The following is a 15,267-nucleotide window of genomic DNA, read 5'->3' as shown; positions in this document are numbered from 1 at the left end:
GATAATTTAAATTAATTCATTTGATGCCATTGATAAAATAAGATTAAAAAACATCCTTTGTAGTAAGGAATTTAGTCCTGTCCATGCTAACAGGAAACAACTGAAGTCCTTACTACTAACCTTAGCCCCGATGAAAAAATCCTTTGTAGTGAGGACTATAGTCCTGTCCATCCTAACACAAACGGACTGAAGTCTTGACTACGAACCTTAGCTCTGATGAAAATATCGTTGGTAGTGAGGACTTTATTGCTTTAATTTTTCACAGTAAAGGAATTAAGTCCTTACTACTAACCTTAAATTCCCGGAAATTTTGTCATTGGATAGCTTCCTTAATCCATTGTTTCAAGGTACAATTTACTTCTTCAATGAGAATTTCTTGGGATTTGTGAGTCGATCTTTCAACTACTTCAACTTTACCCGATTTCAGGGAACGACCGGGAACAATTCGATAGGGAATGCCGATTAAATCCGCATCTTTGAATTTAACTCCTGCACGTTCATCGCGGTCATCTAACAGAGTTTCAATGCCAGATTGATTGAGTTCTGCGTAGAGTTTTTCGGCGACTTCGACTTGTTGAGTGTCGGAAATATTGGGGATGCTGATGATAACGTGATAGGGGGCGATCGCCACTGGCCAAATTATCCCGTCTTTGTCGTAGGATTGTTCTACGGCAGATTGAGCTAACCGCGACACACCAACGCCGTAACAACCCATAACTAAGGGCATTTCTTCGCCTTGTTCGTTGGTGTAGGTAGCGCCCATTGCTTGAGAATATTTTGTCCCTAATTGAAAGATGTGCCCGACTTCGATGCCTCTGGCTGTTTGCAGTGTTTGTTCGGGATTGTGCACAGCCCGATCGCCTTTTTTGGCCTTCCTGACATCTACTGCTAAACTCGGTAGGTCAAATTCTTTGCCCCAATTTGCTCCCACAACGTGGTATCCTGATTCGTTCGAGCCAGTGACAAAGTTTGTCAAGTCAACTGCGGTGCGATCGACTAAACGCAAAAACTTGGGAGATACCCCCCCCTGCCCCCCCTTACCAAGGGGGGGATTTGAGTCTTGTTGCCCCCCCTTACCAAGGGGGGGATTTGAGTCTTGTTGCCCCCCCTTACCAAGGAGGGGATTTGAGTCTTGTTGCCCCCCCTTACCAAGGGGGGGTTGGGGGGGGTTCGAGGCAATGTAATCATCAGCAACATCGGGAGCCATATAACCCAGAGGCAAAGATTTAGCGGCCCATTTTTGCTGAGCTTCCGCATCTGGAACAGTCAAAAATAGGATAGTTTTTGCTTGATAATTTTCCGCTAATTTGGTTAATTCATTCAGCAATTTTACCTGATTGACATCTTGGTCGCCACGAATACTGACCAGTACCAATACAGTCGTACCGCTGTCATAAACTGCCTCATAAAGTACATTTTTGACAACTTGAGTAGGAGAACACTTGAGAAACTTACAGAGTTTTTCAATGGTTTCAGTTCCCGGTGTTTCCCGCTTTTCAAAAGTTGTAAAAGGCGAGGTTTTCGCATCAGCAGGTATAGACACAGCCTTTTCTAAATTAGCAGCATACTGACCATCTTCGGTGTAGAGAACTTCATCTTCCCCAGCTTCCGCCAACACCATAAACTCTTGGGAACCAGAGCCGCCAATGGCTCCAGAATCAGCATCTACTGCTCGGAATTGCAGGCCCGATCGCCTCAGCATATTGCTGTAAGCTTGAGCCATATCCTGATAAGTTTTTTTCAGGCTTTCTTCGTTAGTGTGGAAAGAATAACCATCCTTCATAATAAATTCACGACCGCGCATCAAGCCAAAACGGGGGCGAATTTCATCACGAAATTTAGTTTGAATTTGATACAGATGTGTAGGCAATTGCCGATAAGAACGAATCATATCCTTAGCAACTGTAGTAATTACTTCTTCGTGAGTTGGACCCAATCCCAATTCTGTATCCCGACGGTCTGTGAGAGCAAACATGATACCTTCAGCTTGAGTGTAGGTATCCCAGCGCCCCGATTCCCGCCACAAATCAGCCGGTTGGAGTTGTGGCAAGAGGCATTCTTGAGCGCCTGTAGCGTCCATTTCTTCCCGCACAATTTGGGAGACTTTTTTGAGGACACGCCACATCAAAGGCAGATAAGCGTAAATCCCGCTACCGATGCGGCGGATGTATCCCGCACGGAGTAATAGTTTGTGGCTGGGAATTTCTGCTTCTGCTGGATCTTCCCGCAGGGTGACAAAAAGCATTTGAGAGAGTCGCATCGGTGATTTCCTTTAATGACTAAATGATTTTAATCTCAGATTAAGCTCTGATATTATCAGAGGTAAGGCTAATTTGATTGAATATATGAATAAAATGTTGCAAAACTACCAAAAAGGTATGTCAGTATTTGATGATTGTCACAATTCTACGGTGCGATCGCAGTGGGTTGCCTTAACAGATGAAATAGGAGCAGAAGCAAGCTGTTGCCGAATTGAGAGAATTACCCTCAGATAACGTCTTTCGCTTGAATGCGTTAGAATTGTTGTACAACTTGCGAACGATTTTAGAAGTCCGCCAAGACATAGATCGAGAAGATCGGGAGTTAATTATGGAACTGTCACCCCTCTACTTGCAACGGCTGGAAGATGCAACTCAGCGCGGTATCCAGCAAGGTATTCAGCAAGGTATTCAGCGCGCTCAACGCCTGATGGTTGAGAATCTGCTACAAGTAAAATTTAGTGAGATTGATGAAGAACTAGCCCAAATAATCGAGCCTTTGATTCAACTAGAACCCCTCGATCGCACGCGGCTGATTATGCTGCTCGATCGATCGCAATTACTAGCTCGTTTTGACCCTAACAATCAAACAGAATCTTAACTCAGCAGCGCACTCTGCGATATGTAGGGTGCGCTGAATCGTACTTTACCTACTATAGATAATTGGTGGCGCGCCCTCCGCGTCGGATTTGCAGCTCTTCAACAAACTCTGCATCTTCTACTTATTTTGATACTTATTGAAAAATTGATTTCAGACTTTAGATGGATTCATTTATAAGCCTCAACCCCGATGATAAGTATAGAGAGAGAATGAGAACGCTAAAAAGTTATGACTTTTAATTGCTGAGATTAGAAGCATCCCTACTGATATATTTGCCAAAATAGGAGACTTCCGCTCAGTAGTGAGTAACTCAGAAGTCACAACTTTTGAAACAGGCAAAAAACCATCTAAAGATTGCAAAATTCCCTTGCATAAATCTGGGGATAGGTTTCACTATGCCTAATATGGCTGAAAAATTTAGGAGGTAAATCATGTTGGAAAACGTACCATACGACCACCCAGAACTCGCAGGGCTGATGTTTTTAAGCCCGCAGTTTTTTGTATCATTAATCGCCGGAGTCATTATGGCTTTCGGCTTTCAATTTTTGTTAACTAATTTCTCGATCGCCGCCAAAATATCTAATTGGGATGAGGCTTTACCCGATGACGATGACGACTCAGAAAGTTTAGGTACTAAATTTCGCAAAACTGAAGGTCTAGTAGGCGGTTGGATTTTAGTGACAGTCAACATAGCCTTATTTTTGGCTTGTTTTCTCGCAGTCAAACTAACTTCTATTGCTAGCGTAGATGGAGCGGCAATTATTGGTGTTGTCATCTGGGCTGCCTACTTTTTAACTCTTGTCTGGCTGGGTTCTAGCGCAGTTGGTTCCTTGATTGGTTCCTTGATGAAAACAGCATTTTCCGGCGTTCAAGGCGTCATGGGTACTGCCGGTGCAGCCATGAGCGGGAAGATGGCCAGCGACCAAATGGTCAATACTGTAGAGGCATCTATAGCCGCTGTCCGCCGCGAATTGAGTTCGGCGGTAGACCCGGATAGCATTCGCGAAACGGTACAAGATTATGTTGGTTCTTTGCAGTTACCGAAGCTAGATGTCAAAGAAATTCGCAGTCAATTTGAAAAGTTGCTGGGCGATGCGGATATCAAATCTTTGGCGGGAAGCGATGTTCTGAAAAATGTTAACCGCCAGACTTTTGTAGATTTAGTTAGCAGTCGCACTGATTTTTCCAAAGATGAAATAAATCAAGTAGCAGACCAACTTGAAGGCGTGTGGAAGCAAGCATTCGGTCAGCACCAACAGCAACAAGACCCCAAGTTAGAGTTGGTTAATTTTCTGAAGTCGGCGGCACCGGATTTGCTGAAGTCGGATGAACTGAATGCCAAATTATCTCAAGTTTTGGCAACTCCAGAAAACAAATCTGAGTCTAGCAATGGCATGAACCGAGCGATGCAGTTGGGTGTCGAAGCTCTAGTCGGAACTTTGCTGTCGCGGACTGATTTGTCGGATTTAGATGTGGAAAAAATTTCCGGTAAGTTACAGGAATTCACCGCTAAAGGAACGGAAAAAGCTAAATCTCTGGGGTCTAAGGTGGCAGAAAAAGTGCCTGCTTTGCCTTTCAATACTGTTAAGGCTGATGTAGAAAATTATTTGGTTAACGCTCAGCCTTGGCATTTAAACAGAGAGACAATCAAACAGGAATTTAGGGATGTGATCTACGATCCTGACGCTTCTCCTAGGGCTGTTTTGCGCCAGTTAGAGATGTTGAATCCAGAGTATTTTGTAGGGGTGCTCAACCGTCGCGAGGGGTTAGATCCAGAACAGGCTGCGGAAATTACAGCACAGCTTGAAAGTATCCGCATGGAAGTTTTGGAAACTCTGCAAACTGCTGCGGGTCAAGAACAGTCTCAAGATTTGCGGAGTCGGATTGAAGATTATTTGCGATCGACTGGTAAGGAAGAATTGAATCCTGAAGGTATCGAGAAGGATTTTCAAGCGCTTTTGGAAGACCGGGATGCTGGTTTTGAGGCTTTGCGCGATCGCCTGTCGCAATTCGATCGCGATACTTTGGTACAGTTGCTAGGTCAGCGGGAAGATTTCAGCCCCGAAGAAGCCGACCAATTAATCAGTCGCCTCGAAAGTTCGCGCGATCGAGTGATTTCTAAAGCTCAGGAATTGCAAGAACAAGCGAAATCGAAAGCGCAAGAATTGCGCCAAAAGGTAGAAGAATACCTCCGCAATACTAACAAGGAAGAACTCAATCCTGAAGGTATTGAGCGCGAGTTCCAAACTTTGTTTGAAGACCCGCAAGCAGGCTTTAAGGCGCTGAAGGAACGCTTATCTCAATTCGATCGCGATACCCTGGTGCAATTGCTGTCACAGCGCCAAGACCTCAGCGAAGAACAGGTAAATCAGGCGATCGACCGGATTGAATCTGTACGCGACAACATTATCCACGCGCCGCAAATAGTTGCAGATAAAGCTAAGGAGCAGTACGAAGAAGTTACTACTAAGATTGGCGATTACCTGCGGAATACCAACTTGGAAGAACTCGATCCAGAAGGTATCAACCGGGATTTGACCAAACTGTTTGAGCATCCGAAAGAGGGTGCTTTGGCACTGCGCGAAAGACTTTCTCATGTCGATCGCGAAACTTTGGTCAAGTTGCTTTCACAACGGGAAGATTTGAGCGAAGAACAGATCAATCGGACGATCGATCGCATCTTGGATGAGATCCGCAGCATTGTTAAATCTCCGCGCCGGTTGGCCTCTCGCGCTCAAGCAACGGTGCGGGATTTCCAAGGAAGTCTCGAAAATTACTTGCGGAATACTAACAAGGAAGAACTCAATCCTGAAAGTATTAAACGGGATTTACAATTGTTGTTTAGCGAACCCGGAATGGGGATACAGAATTTGGGCGATCGCCTCAAGCAGTTCGATCGATCGACTCTGGTAGCCTTGCTGTCACAGCGGGAGGATATTTCGGAAGAAGAAGCTAACAAAATTGCCGACCAAATTGAAACCGTTCGCAACCAATTTGTCGAACAAGTTCAAATGGTTCAGGACAAGTTTCAGTCAGCACTAGACGGTATTTTCGGAAAAATTCGGGATTATCTCAATTCCCTGGAGCGCCCAGAACTTAATTATGAAGGTATCAAGCGCGATTTCCGCAAAGTATTTGACGATCCCCAGGCAGGATTTGAGGCGATTAAGGAACGTGTAAGTCAGTTCGATCGGGAAACTTTAGTTGCTGTAATTAGCTCTCGTCCAGATATTTCCGAAGCTAATGCTAACAAAATTATCGACCAGATTGAAGGAGCACGGGACACGGTTCTGTCGCGCTCAGAACGCCTGCAAGAGTCAGCGAAAAAACGCATCAAACAACTTAAGGAGAAGGCTAAACACCAAGCAGAAGAAGCGCGGGAAGCTGCTGCAAGTGCTGCTTGGTGGTTGTTCGGTACGGCTCTCACTTCTGTAGCTGTTTCGGCTTTAGCAGGTGCGATCGCAGTGGGCGGCATTTCAGGTTTGCTTAGCTAAAGTTTAAAAGAGTTTGATCTACAATTCTCCTGATTATAGGCTAGCCAAAAGCTAGCCTTTTTTTTGAATGAAACCCGATGCGTCAGCTTTAGATCCCAGCCTTCTTCAAGAAGTCTGGGATCTATTTTTTGAGGTCCGATCGATCTACTAAACAATCTTAATCAGTAGCAGGTACAACAATGTTGTCCAATCCGCCTCATTCTTTGGTTGCAATTTTTTCAGTTTTGGGCGAATTTACTGCCATAAATTAGGTTGGGGATCATCTCTGTCTTAAGCAAGATTCTAGGTGCAGTATTTATTCGCTAACTTTTATTAAGAAGTAAAAACAGTTTTCCAAATTAATCAGAAAACTGAGCAATAAATTACCCTTTGGAGGCTCAAATGACATTTACCACCACCAGCGCTTACGACCAAGGAAAAGCAGACATCAAAACCTTGAGTGTAGACGACCAATTAGGTTTACTGTGGTTTGTTTACACAGAAATGGGCAAATCTGTTACCCCTGCTGCTCCCGGTGCTGCTGGTTCCGAAATCGCTCAGGGTTTGTTCGATCGCGTCAAGGAATTGCCCCACGAAGAACAACTGCAAGTGATGCGCGATATTGCCTCAAAAGCCAATACTGAGATTAGTCGCATTTATGGCTCCCTGAGTCCAGAAACAAAGCTAGCTTTTTGGTATTTCTTAGCAGTCGGAATGGACGAAGGAACTATTATTCCCATGCCTGCTGACTATCAGCTACCAGAAGCAGGAAAAGCATTATTAGGCAAGATTGAAGGCATGGACTTTCAGCAGCAAATTGATTTTCTGCGCGGTACTGTTCTAGAAATGGGTGCAGAAGCTGCTCCAGGCGCTGGCATTTAAAAAATTAGCAATTTTTACATAATTTGTGCTCTCAGAACCCCTCATTATTTAATAATTAGGGGTTCTGAGTTTTATCTTGATTTTAGCAATTGCTTAGTTCAGTAAGTCCACCTAATGAAATGCAAGATCCAAATCGCTCAAAAGCTTACGGGCTTGCTATTCTTCCTTTTTCCTTCCCCCCTTGGGGGGGGCAGGGGGGGGTGACCTCTTCCTTCTTCCTTCTACTTAATAGCTGAACTCAACTGCTTTGTTACCGACAACTTCCGGCGCATTTGCGATTAAATGTAGCTCTTCGCAGCCAACAGTTAGCAAAGGCTGACCTAAGTTTAACCGGGCAAAAGGGCTCTCTTGAGGTATTTCTAATTCGCCTCGAATCAATCCGGTGCGACATTGAAATTGTCCTTGAAAAAATAGCAAATTATTCCTGTTGGCACTGAAAACATTGCCACTCAAAGACAGCGGTAACGCCCAACCTTGTTGACTGTAACTGAGACTGCACAGTTGACAGTTTCCTTGACGCACAGTGATGCGGTATCCCAGGGATGATGCTGGGCTCGAATCGCTGCCTTCCCAACTAAATTGAGCTATTTCTTTAGGTAGTCCCCAAATCTCGCGCCCGCCTGCTACAGAGTTAGGATTGTCTACGTAAATGTGGGAAATCCAAGCGCCCCATTTGCCACCATAATTAACTATCCCACTAACTATAATTAATTCGTTATATTCCATTACGGAACCTAACCCATAGGAGGATATATAAATTCCACCCAGGGTTTTGCCGGGAAACACAGAGATGATTTCTAACTCCGCAGGAACCAGGGGGCGCACGAGTGCAACATCTACTAATTGTAAAGTGGCGATCGCGTACCCTTGCAACTTCCAAGGTGCAGGTGGATATATCATTTTAAGTGATTTTAACCTGAATACTTTATATTTATTTTAGCTTAGGGTCTAAAAAGTAACAACCCTTTGTATTTCTTCACATATTGTCAATAATTTTACGTGTATAAAAATGTCAATATGTTTATTTTTATTAAATAGTTGACATTTACTCAAAATTTACATATTCTCTAGTTGTGGATACTTAAAAGGGAACCTAAACCTATATGCTGACATCTTACAAACCAGATGTTTTCGATTGTTTAGATCATTTTTTCACTGCGAAAGACCTGCTAGAGCAAGCCAAAGACAAAATGACAGAACTGGGCGCGATCGTCCGCCGTCACGGTTTGCAAAAGCAGGTTGGTATCTGTTTGCTGCACAAACACTTCGACCTTTTCGATAACGAAAGATTGGTTGAAGAATTTGATGGCAACAATGCTTATATCAAGCCCACGGCAGAATACAGTGATGCTATTCCCTATATGTGGAAGGTAGAACACAATCCAATATCTGGCGAATCGGTTTGGTTTCCCTTAGAGTTTGTCAGAGTTACTGATTCTGTATCAGCAGCAGTGGAACGGTCAGAAGCAGTGGTCAACAATGCTGAATTTCTTCAGGAAATTGCGGAGAAATTGTCAGAATTGGGCATGACTAATATGTTTGGGATCAGCATTTTACACCGAGATGCAATTAAAGTTGCTGACGGCGAAATTTTGGTAGAAAGTACAGACGACGAAGCCCGCGTCTTGACTTTTTCATCAGTTCCCCGCCCGGATATTGACCCCGCAACTTTAACGCAAACTCTCTGGCAGTTTCCGAATGCAGAAGGGTTTGAAGTAGGGGCTATGTGCTCTCACTGCACTCACTGCACTCACTGCACTCATTAAACAAAATTGCGGCAATAAGGCAATGATTTTGTAGTCAGGACTTGAGTCCTTCCCAGTTCGTAGTAAGGAGATCGGTCCTGACTGTAGATATTCAGAATAAAGGACTAAACTCCTTACTACAAACTGGTTTTTATGATTGAGCAAAAATGTCCCATCTTCGCCGGAGTATAGTAATTTATCGGTGTCAAAATCTGGAATTAGAAACTACAGAACCAGATTTGCAAATTCCTAGAGTGTGGCTGAGTTCAGGTACGCAGTCAGCTTTTGATAACGTACCAGGGAGAATTCAATATTGTGAAGGGGCTTTTATGCCTCAAGAACCTTGGAGAGAACCGACAATCGAGGAGTCGGCTTTGCTGTGGACACAGGAACCACCGCCAAGTTATTCAGGTGTAGGAATTGTGCGTTTACCGTCGGATATTTTAGCTTTGTTTGCTGCTTCCGGTATGGCTGCGCTAACAACTCCGCTACAGGTTGCTGAGTTTAAAACTGAGCCAAAATGCCGACAGGTGCTTGACAACTTAATTGAGTATTTTAAGCCTTTTTGTATGTCGGATGCGCCACCATTTATCGGCGGTATGGGAGGAAGACAGTCGGGATTGAGTACGGCGACAATTGATAATAAACGGGGATGTCGCAACGGTTTGCATACTGATAGTTGGGACGGACTGCCGCTGGTGAAAAAGCAGGAGTCAACTAATAGAATTTGTGTCAACTTAGGTTTAGACAGCCGTTACTTTTTGTTTATTAATTTGACTGAAATGGATATTTTTGAAATGTTGGGCTGTCGCGACTCGGATGTTAACCAACCTTGGACGAGACAGTTAACCAATGAGTTTATGCAGCGCTATCCAGATTATCCTGTTGTGAAACTGAGAATTGCACCGGGAGAGGCTTACATTGCTCCGACTGAGAATATGATTCATGATGCTTCCACTGCTCAAATGAAGCATTTAGATATTAAGGTAATGATGCGGGGTTATTACAGGATTCCATTATGAGTTTTGATGACTGTACTTTGGCAGATTCACTAAAACTAGAGGGGAAATTGGAGGAGGCGATCGCCCTTTATGAAACTGCGGTTAAACTTAATCCAAAATCGCCCTTAGCTTACCACAATTTGGGAAAAGCGCTGCAACAAAATGGGCAACTTGAAAAGGCAGTCGCCTGTCAGCAACAAGCTATTATCCTGCAACCAAACTTTACACCTGCTTACTTCCCTCTACTATACGCGCCACTGCCTAAAAATTCTCCGCTAATTGACGATATTATCGCTGTTTACCGCCAAGTTATTGAAAATTTGCCAAATTTTCCGTTAGCTTATATTAACTTGGCAGTGGCGCTGAGCAAGCAGGGAAAAATTCAGGAGTCGATCGCACTTTTTCAAACCGCAGTCCGTTTACAAACTGTAGCATCTCGCCCGGAATTGTCGAAAATAGAGTGGAATTCTCAAAAATTGCGATCGCCCGATTTCACCATCATCGGTTCTCCGAGATGCGGCACAACTTCGCTATACAAATATATCACTTCCCACCCTCAAATTTTAGCCGCGGCCAATAAAGAAATCTGTTTTTTTTCCGAACATTTCAACAAAGGACTTGCTTGGTATCAAGCGCATTTTCCCCCGGAAACAGAGGGGCAGGATTTTTTGACAGGAGAAGCAACTCCTACCTATCTCACGCACCCGCTGGCGGCAGAAAGACTGTACGGGTGCTTACCAAAAATGAAGCTGATTGTGATTTTGAGACATCCGGGCGATCGGGCTTTTTCGCACTATCAAATGCTTGTCAGGCGCGGTACGGAAAGCCGGAGTTTTGAAAGTGCGATCGAGGCAGAATTACAATTGTTGCATGGCGCTACAGAAACAAGTTTAGCAGATAGAAATAATTGGAAAGATTGTCATTATATTTACAAAAGCCTTTATTTTTACAGTCTCAAGCAGTGGCTGAATATTTTCCCCAAAGACCAGTTTTTAATTTTGCAAAGCGAAGATTTTTATGCGAATCCAGCTATTTCACTCCAACAAGTTTTTGAATTCTTAGGTGTGCCGGATTTTCAACTCAATCACTACCAAAAATATAATGGTGCTAATTATCAGCCAGGGAATCAAGTAGCAAATCAGCGATTGCGGGAGTATTTCCAGCCACACAATCAGAAATTAGATGAATATCTAAATTCTGTAGGGGCGGGTTTCACCAACAATACATGGCTATAACTAAAGATTAAAACAAACCCGCCCCCACCAAGCGGTAAATCATCATTTGACACTCCCCGGCGTGAACGCACGGGGATTCTTGGATCAATCAGTCAACTTGCCCGTTGATGTCACCACCAGCGAGTAGAGGTCGGTCTGTCCCCAAGCGTTAATTCCGGTGTGCCCCACCGTATTTAAAATAATTCCTGATTGCTTTAATCCCTTAGCCAGAATATTCAAAGCTGCGTTGTGGTCACGATCTAACACCGTACCACAACTACAAATATGAGTCCTGACTGACAGCGATTTCTGAACGCGATTCCCACAACTTGAACAATTTTGAGAAGTGTACTGAGGAGCAACAGCAACAACTGTTTTACCGTACACCTTCCCAAAGTATTGCAACCATTGGGCAAACTGCGACCACGCTGCATCGCTAATTGATTTAGCAAGTTTATGGTTTTTTACCATATTCTTCACTTGAAGGTCGACCTAGGCTACAAAATCGCTAGATTTCACTACGCACAACGCCGTCTTAATGGCGAAGTCTTTGCGCTGCCTACTGACTTTCAGGTGTTTCCTTCCTAGCCTGTTGATGGCGCCTTTGCGGTTGTTGGAACCTTTCTTCTTGCGAGAAACTCGCTTCTGCAACCGTTTTAAAGCTTTTTCAGTTTTACGGAGATGTCGAGGATTCGTCATGGTTTCACCGTTGCTGTCGGTATAAAAATGGTTTAATCCCACATCTATCCCAATCGCTTTACCAGTCGGAATGGCTTCCTCTGTCCGTTCCACATTTATACAAAACTGAGTGTAGTAGCCATCGGCGCGACGAATTACCCTAACTCGTTTGATTTCCTTGGGTGAGTAGAAATGCAAGTCCCGACTGCCAAGCAACTTAAATGTTCCAGCAGCGAAACCGTCGGTGAATGTCAGACATCTTTTGTCGGTAGAAAGTTTCCAGCCTGATGTCTTGTACTCTACAGAACGAGTGTGTTTCTTAAACTGCGGATATCCTTTTTTCCCTGGCTTCTTAGCCTTACAATTAGAGAAGAAACGTTGGATAGCAAAAATGGCGCGTTGGGCCATCGCTTGACGCGCCATTGAGTTAAGTTTTCCTGCCCATTCAAACTCTTTTGCCATGATGGCACATTGTTTGTAGAGGTCAAGTAGCTTAACTCCCTGATTGTCGATCCAATATCTAAGAGCTTTGTTTCGGACAAACTGAGCTGTACGGATCATTTCGTCGATGACCCGGTACTGCTGCGGCTTGCCTTTTAACTTGAACTCTAGTACAATCATGGAATTATTCTATCACGTTTACTAGCAATTGTGGGTATAAATCGACTGATTCAAGAATCTTTACACTCGAATTAAATCCGTCCTGAAGGACGGGGCTTTAGACCCAGTTTTTTGGTAAATTCTTTGAATTAGTTGTGTGGGGGCGGGTTGATTGAAAGTGGGAATTAGATATTTTTCGTAAAACCCGCCCCTAATATCCGCGTTAATCTGTGGCTAAAAACCTCACAATCTACTTAGTAGCGTAACCAGTATTTACCAAAAACTCGCGCAACTTGCCAAAAAACTCAGTGCGATCGCGCCCTTGATAAACCCTCTCCAATAACAGCCAACTTTCCACCTGCTGTCCCAGTACATACTGGTTCGCCATATAAGCAGCGAAAACCCCTTTAGCCTCCTTGTTTTCACTTAAACGCTTGTTAGATTCCAACCAAAGTTCACAGGAGTTGGTATAGACTTCCACCGGATACTGCTTAGTTACATCCTGCATTTTACCTTGACGGTATTGCCAAATTTGCAGTGGTAGCCGCGAATCAGCATAACTTGTAAAAGCCTCGGCAAATCGCCCATCTAGACTTTTGAACTCTGGGATATCATTTTTGCCAAAATCGACAATTTCATAGCTCACATTGCCCCAGAAATGCTTGATATGAGTGTATTTTTTGGTCGCCGAGTCGTAGCGATAAATAAACGAATAATTGCAACAGTTAGAGCCGCTCTTGGTGGAGACCAACTCGGCCAACACTTCCGGTTCCTTGTCCCCATCAAAATCCCTGACTCGCAGTGATAAAAACCGCCCTTCTGAAACTTCTTCGCTGGGTTTTCTGTCTGGGTAGTCTACTAGAGAACGGGTCGGAATTAGCACAGGTTCTTCCAATAAAGTTTGACCATCGCGGATAATTTTAATTCGCATATTTTTAGCATTTTCCGCTTCCCTCACAAAGGAAAATTCCGCCCGAACTTTCTCTAATTCCGAGATTTCTGTGGTTCTAGGTGGCCCAACATTAGGTGGAACTTGGGCGACATATTGGGAGGGAACTAAGGCTGTTTGTCCTGGTTTCGCAACTGCTTGACACAGGAAAGTTGCTACTTCGGCGCGAGTCGCGTTGCGAGTTGGTTCTAGTTGTTTGACGGCGGGATAATTGACCACCAGTTGTTTTTCGGCGGCGGCGGCGATCGCATTTCTTACTGGTTCTGGAATTTCCCGCACATCCTCAAAAGTTGCATCCAAAATTTCAGCCGCAGGTCCAGTGGGTGTATATTTCAATCCGCTGGTTAAAGCCACTAAAACTTGCCAGCGAGAAATATTCAAAGTTGGGTTAAAAATACTGCCACTGTAACCGGACATAAAGCCTGTTTGATAAACTTCTCGAATAGCTTGAAAGCCCCAATAATTCGTAGGAATATCTACAAAAGTAATGGGATTACGGACAGTTTTTGCATCAGGAAAAGCCTTGCGAAGCATCGCCGCAAATTCAGCGCGACTGACAGGGCGATTTGGTCGAAAAGTGCCGTCTTCGTAGTAGCCGGTAATGATTTTTTTATCCGCTAAATCTTCGATACAAGCTTGAGCCCAATGGTCTTTCACATCCTTGAATTTAGCTTGAGCAAATGCCGGACTTAGATTTGTGCCCGGAAGCAGCAAATTTCCCAGGATTATCCCCAAAGCTACCAGGAAAGCAATGAATGCTTGACTTTTGTGCGATCGAACCATACAGCATCCTCCTTTGTCACCACATTTGCGATCGAAACTTACGCAAGGTTTACATAGTATTAGGTATTCTACCCTGATTTAGCACTTATTGAGAATCTAAAGTAATCTCCATCGTTAATTGAGTTTTTATTGTCGATTCTTGAGGACTACCAGCACTTTTAACACTCATTTCGCTATTGGAATTCATAGAAACAGCAGAGCGAACAGGCATTAATTTATCCAACCGGATTGTGGATTCTCCCCTACCTTGAGAAGCCAAAGATTGGAGATTTATATTAGAGCCGGCCGGAAGTTGGGGCGAGTTGACACTTTGGGGTTTTGCTTGCTGTTCTAAACCTATATTCAAAACTGCAACTCCCTCTTGAAAACTCATCAATTCATAGGTAGCAATATTGTTGACATTAATTCCGTTAGAATTTAGCGGAAAATCCAATCTCCATTTAGCTCCTTTGCCGACTGCTTCTGCTGGCAGTTGCACTGAAAGTTGCTCTATAGATTGAGACATTTGTCTAATTATTTGCTTGAAGTTATTGTCAGCTCCTTCTGGCACAATAAAGTCACCTCCTTTACTGAAACCGCGACTGTCCATGATGAAAGAGCCTTTCAATCCTACCAGTTTTTTGATAGCGGAACGCATACTTTCCAGGGCAGAAGGGGGAGCATTGGTACTATCGCTCGTGACATCTGCCTTCGTGTAAGAAAACTGATAGTGAATATCGCCATTGGCATCAATCTTAGTAGCTTCTGTTTCCATAGTCACCACCGATGTGGGAACTTTTATTTCCTGGGTAGACTGACCGCCAGCAGATATTTTCATGCCCATTTTGAGAGTCATCAAGGTTGTTTGCTTGACATTCAGAGCGGGTTTTAAACGCATTTGCTGTCGCGGTTCTGCTCCCAGGTTGATGATTTGGATTTGAGGGGGTTGGGAGGTGCGAATGGGTATGGAGTTGTCCCTAACTGGCTGCTGTGCTACAATTGGAGGCTGTGCAATAACGACAGCCGGCATCAGCTCGATCGCCCTTCCGGCACTCAAAAAACCAATAGATGCCATAAACAGTGCTTTTTTCATGAATTAATGCT

Annotated in this window: 10 protein-coding genes and 2 pseudogenes; 7 read left to right on the top strand and 5 right to left on the bottom strand. The window is 44.0% G+C overall.

Features of this window, described 5'->3' with window-relative positions; translation table 11 throughout:
• Positions 1-313: 313 nt before the first annotated feature.
• Complete coding sequence (gene proS, locus ACBR23_RS11605; RefSeq protein ID WP_371119635.1) at positions 314-2,260, bottom strand: proline--tRNA ligase; 1,947 nt, start codon at positions 2,258-2,260, stop codon at positions 314-316.
• A gap of 85 nt (positions 2,261-2,345) precedes the next feature.
• On the opposite strand from proS, the gene ACBR23_RS11600 reads away from it, so the two are divergent.
• The 4 genes and pseudogenes from ACBR23_RS11600 (at position 2,346) to ACBR23_RS11585 (ending at position 7,214) form a co-directional block, all read left to right on the top strand.
• Positions 2,346-2,495: a hypothetical protein gene (locus ACBR23_RS11600; protein ID WP_371116904.1), complete on the top strand. Its 150-nt coding sequence runs from the start codon at positions 2,346-2,348 to the stop codon at positions 2,493-2,495.
• Positions 2,452-2,859: pseudogene (locus ACBR23_RS11595) on the top strand (hypothetical protein); the annotation flags it as partial. The gene ACBR23_RS11600 and the pseudogene ACBR23_RS11595, both read left to right, overlap by 44 nt.
• A 431-nt stretch (positions 2,860-3,290) precedes the next feature.
• On the top strand, positions 3,291-6,353 hold the full coding sequence (locus ACBR23_RS11590; RefSeq protein WP_371119636.1) for an MFS transporter: 3,063 nt from the start codon (positions 3,291-3,293) through the stop codon (positions 6,351-6,353).
• 381 nt (positions 6,354-6,734) lie between these two features.
• Entirely contained in the window at positions 6,735-7,214 is a 480-nt protein-coding gene (locus ACBR23_RS11585) for an orange carotenoid protein N-terminal domain-containing protein (protein ID WP_371116906.1), read from the top strand.
• A 225-nt stretch (positions 7,215-7,439) separates the two neighbouring features.
• Here ACBR23_RS11585 and ACBR23_RS11580 read toward each other — a convergent pair whose 3' ends face one another.
• Positions 7,440-8,114: an acetoacetate decarboxylase family protein gene (locus tag ACBR23_RS11580; protein WP_371116907.1), complete on the bottom strand. Its 675-nt coding sequence runs from the start codon at positions 8,112-8,114 to the stop codon at positions 7,440-7,442.
• Between the two features lie 203 nt (positions 8,115-8,317).
• Here ACBR23_RS11580 and ACBR23_RS11575 point away from each other — a divergent pair, with 203 nt between their 5' ends.
• The 3 genes from ACBR23_RS11575 (at position 8,318) to ACBR23_RS11565 (ending at position 11,195) form a co-directional block, all read left to right on the top strand.
• Positions 8,318-8,980, top strand: coding sequence for a glycerol-3-phosphate ABC transporter substrate-binding protein (locus ACBR23_RS11575; RefSeq protein WP_371119637.1), 663 nt, complete (start codon positions 8,318-8,320; stop codon positions 8,978-8,980).
• A 146-nt stretch (positions 8,981-9,126) separates the two neighbouring features.
• Positions 9,127-9,981 carry a hypothetical protein gene (locus ACBR23_RS11570; RefSeq protein ID WP_371119638.1) on the top strand — a complete coding sequence of 285 codons (855 nt, stop codon included), beginning with the start codon at positions 9,127-9,129 and terminating at the stop codon, positions 9,979-9,981.
• Entirely contained in the window at positions 9,978-11,195 is a 1,218-nt protein-coding gene (locus tag ACBR23_RS11565; protein WP_371116910.1) for a tetratricopeptide repeat protein, read from the top strand. The genes ACBR23_RS11570 and ACBR23_RS11565 overlap by 4 nt, the downstream gene beginning before the upstream one ends.
• Before the next feature lie 84 nt (positions 11,196-11,279).
• Here ACBR23_RS11565 and ACBR23_RS11560 read toward each other — a convergent pair.
• From ACBR23_RS11560 to ACBR23_RS11550, 3 genes and pseudogenes are all read right to left on the bottom strand, one after another.
• Positions 11,280-12,473 (bottom strand): annotated as a pseudogene (locus tag ACBR23_RS11560) (RNA-guided endonuclease InsQ/TnpB family protein).
• 229 nt (positions 12,474-12,702) lie between these two features.
• Entirely contained in the window at positions 12,703-14,184 is a 1,482-nt protein-coding gene (locus ACBR23_RS11555; protein WP_371118137.1) for an S-layer homology domain-containing protein, read from the bottom strand.
• 85 nt (positions 14,185-14,269) lie between these two features.
• A complete protein-coding gene (locus ACBR23_RS11550; RefSeq protein WP_371118138.1) occupies positions 14,270-15,256 on the bottom strand; it encodes a hypothetical protein in 987 nt (328 codons plus the stop codon).
• Positions 15,257-15,267: the final 11 nt, after the last annotated feature.

Origin of the sequence: Microcoleus sp., from assembly GCF_041354475.1 — a bacterium.
Lineage (GTDB): Bacteria > Cyanobacteriota > Cyanobacteriia > Cyanobacteriales > Microcoleaceae > Microcoleus.
The sequence above is the reverse complement of the archived record's forward strand: the minus strand, read 5'-3'. Positions and strand labels throughout refer to the sequence as shown.

Bases quoted from the DNA above. Each gene is read 5' to 3' on its own strand.
- ACBR23_RS11550 (WP_371118138.1), bottom strand. From the start codon at position 15,256: ATGAAAAAAGCACTGTTTATGGCATCTATTGGTTTTTTGAGTGCCGGA.
- ACBR23_RS11580 (WP_371116907.1), bottom strand. From the start codon at position 8,114: ATGATATATCCACCTGCACCTTGGAAGTTGCAAGGGTACGCGATCGCC.
- ACBR23_RS11600 (WP_371116904.1), top strand. From the start codon at position 2,346: ATGAATAAAATGTTGCAAAACTACCAAAAAGGTATGTCAGTATTTGAT.
- ACBR23_RS11570 (WP_371119638.1), top strand. From the start codon at position 9,127: ATGTCCCATCTTCGCCGGAGTATAGTAATTTATCGGTGTCAAAATCTG.
- ACBR23_RS11575 (WP_371119637.1), top strand. From the start codon at position 8,318: ATGCTGACATCTTACAAACCAGATGTTTTCGATTGTTTAGATCATTTT.
- ACBR23_RS11555 (WP_371118137.1), bottom strand. From the start codon at position 14,184: ATGGTTCGATCGCACAAAAGTCAAGCATTCATTGCTTTCCTGGTAGCT.
- proS (WP_371119635.1), bottom strand. From the start codon at position 2,260: ATGCGACTCTCTCAAATGCTTTTTGTCACCCTGCGGGAAGATCCAGCA.
- ACBR23_RS11590 (WP_371119636.1), top strand. From the start codon at position 3,291: ATGTTGGAAAACGTACCATACGACCACCCAGAACTCGCAGGGCTGATG.
- ACBR23_RS11565 (WP_371116910.1), top strand. From the start codon at position 9,978: ATGAGTTTTGATGACTGTACTTTGGCAGATTCACTAAAACTAGAGGGG.
- ACBR23_RS11585 (WP_371116906.1), top strand. From the start codon at position 6,735: ATGACATTTACCACCACCAGCGCTTACGACCAAGGAAAAGCAGACATC.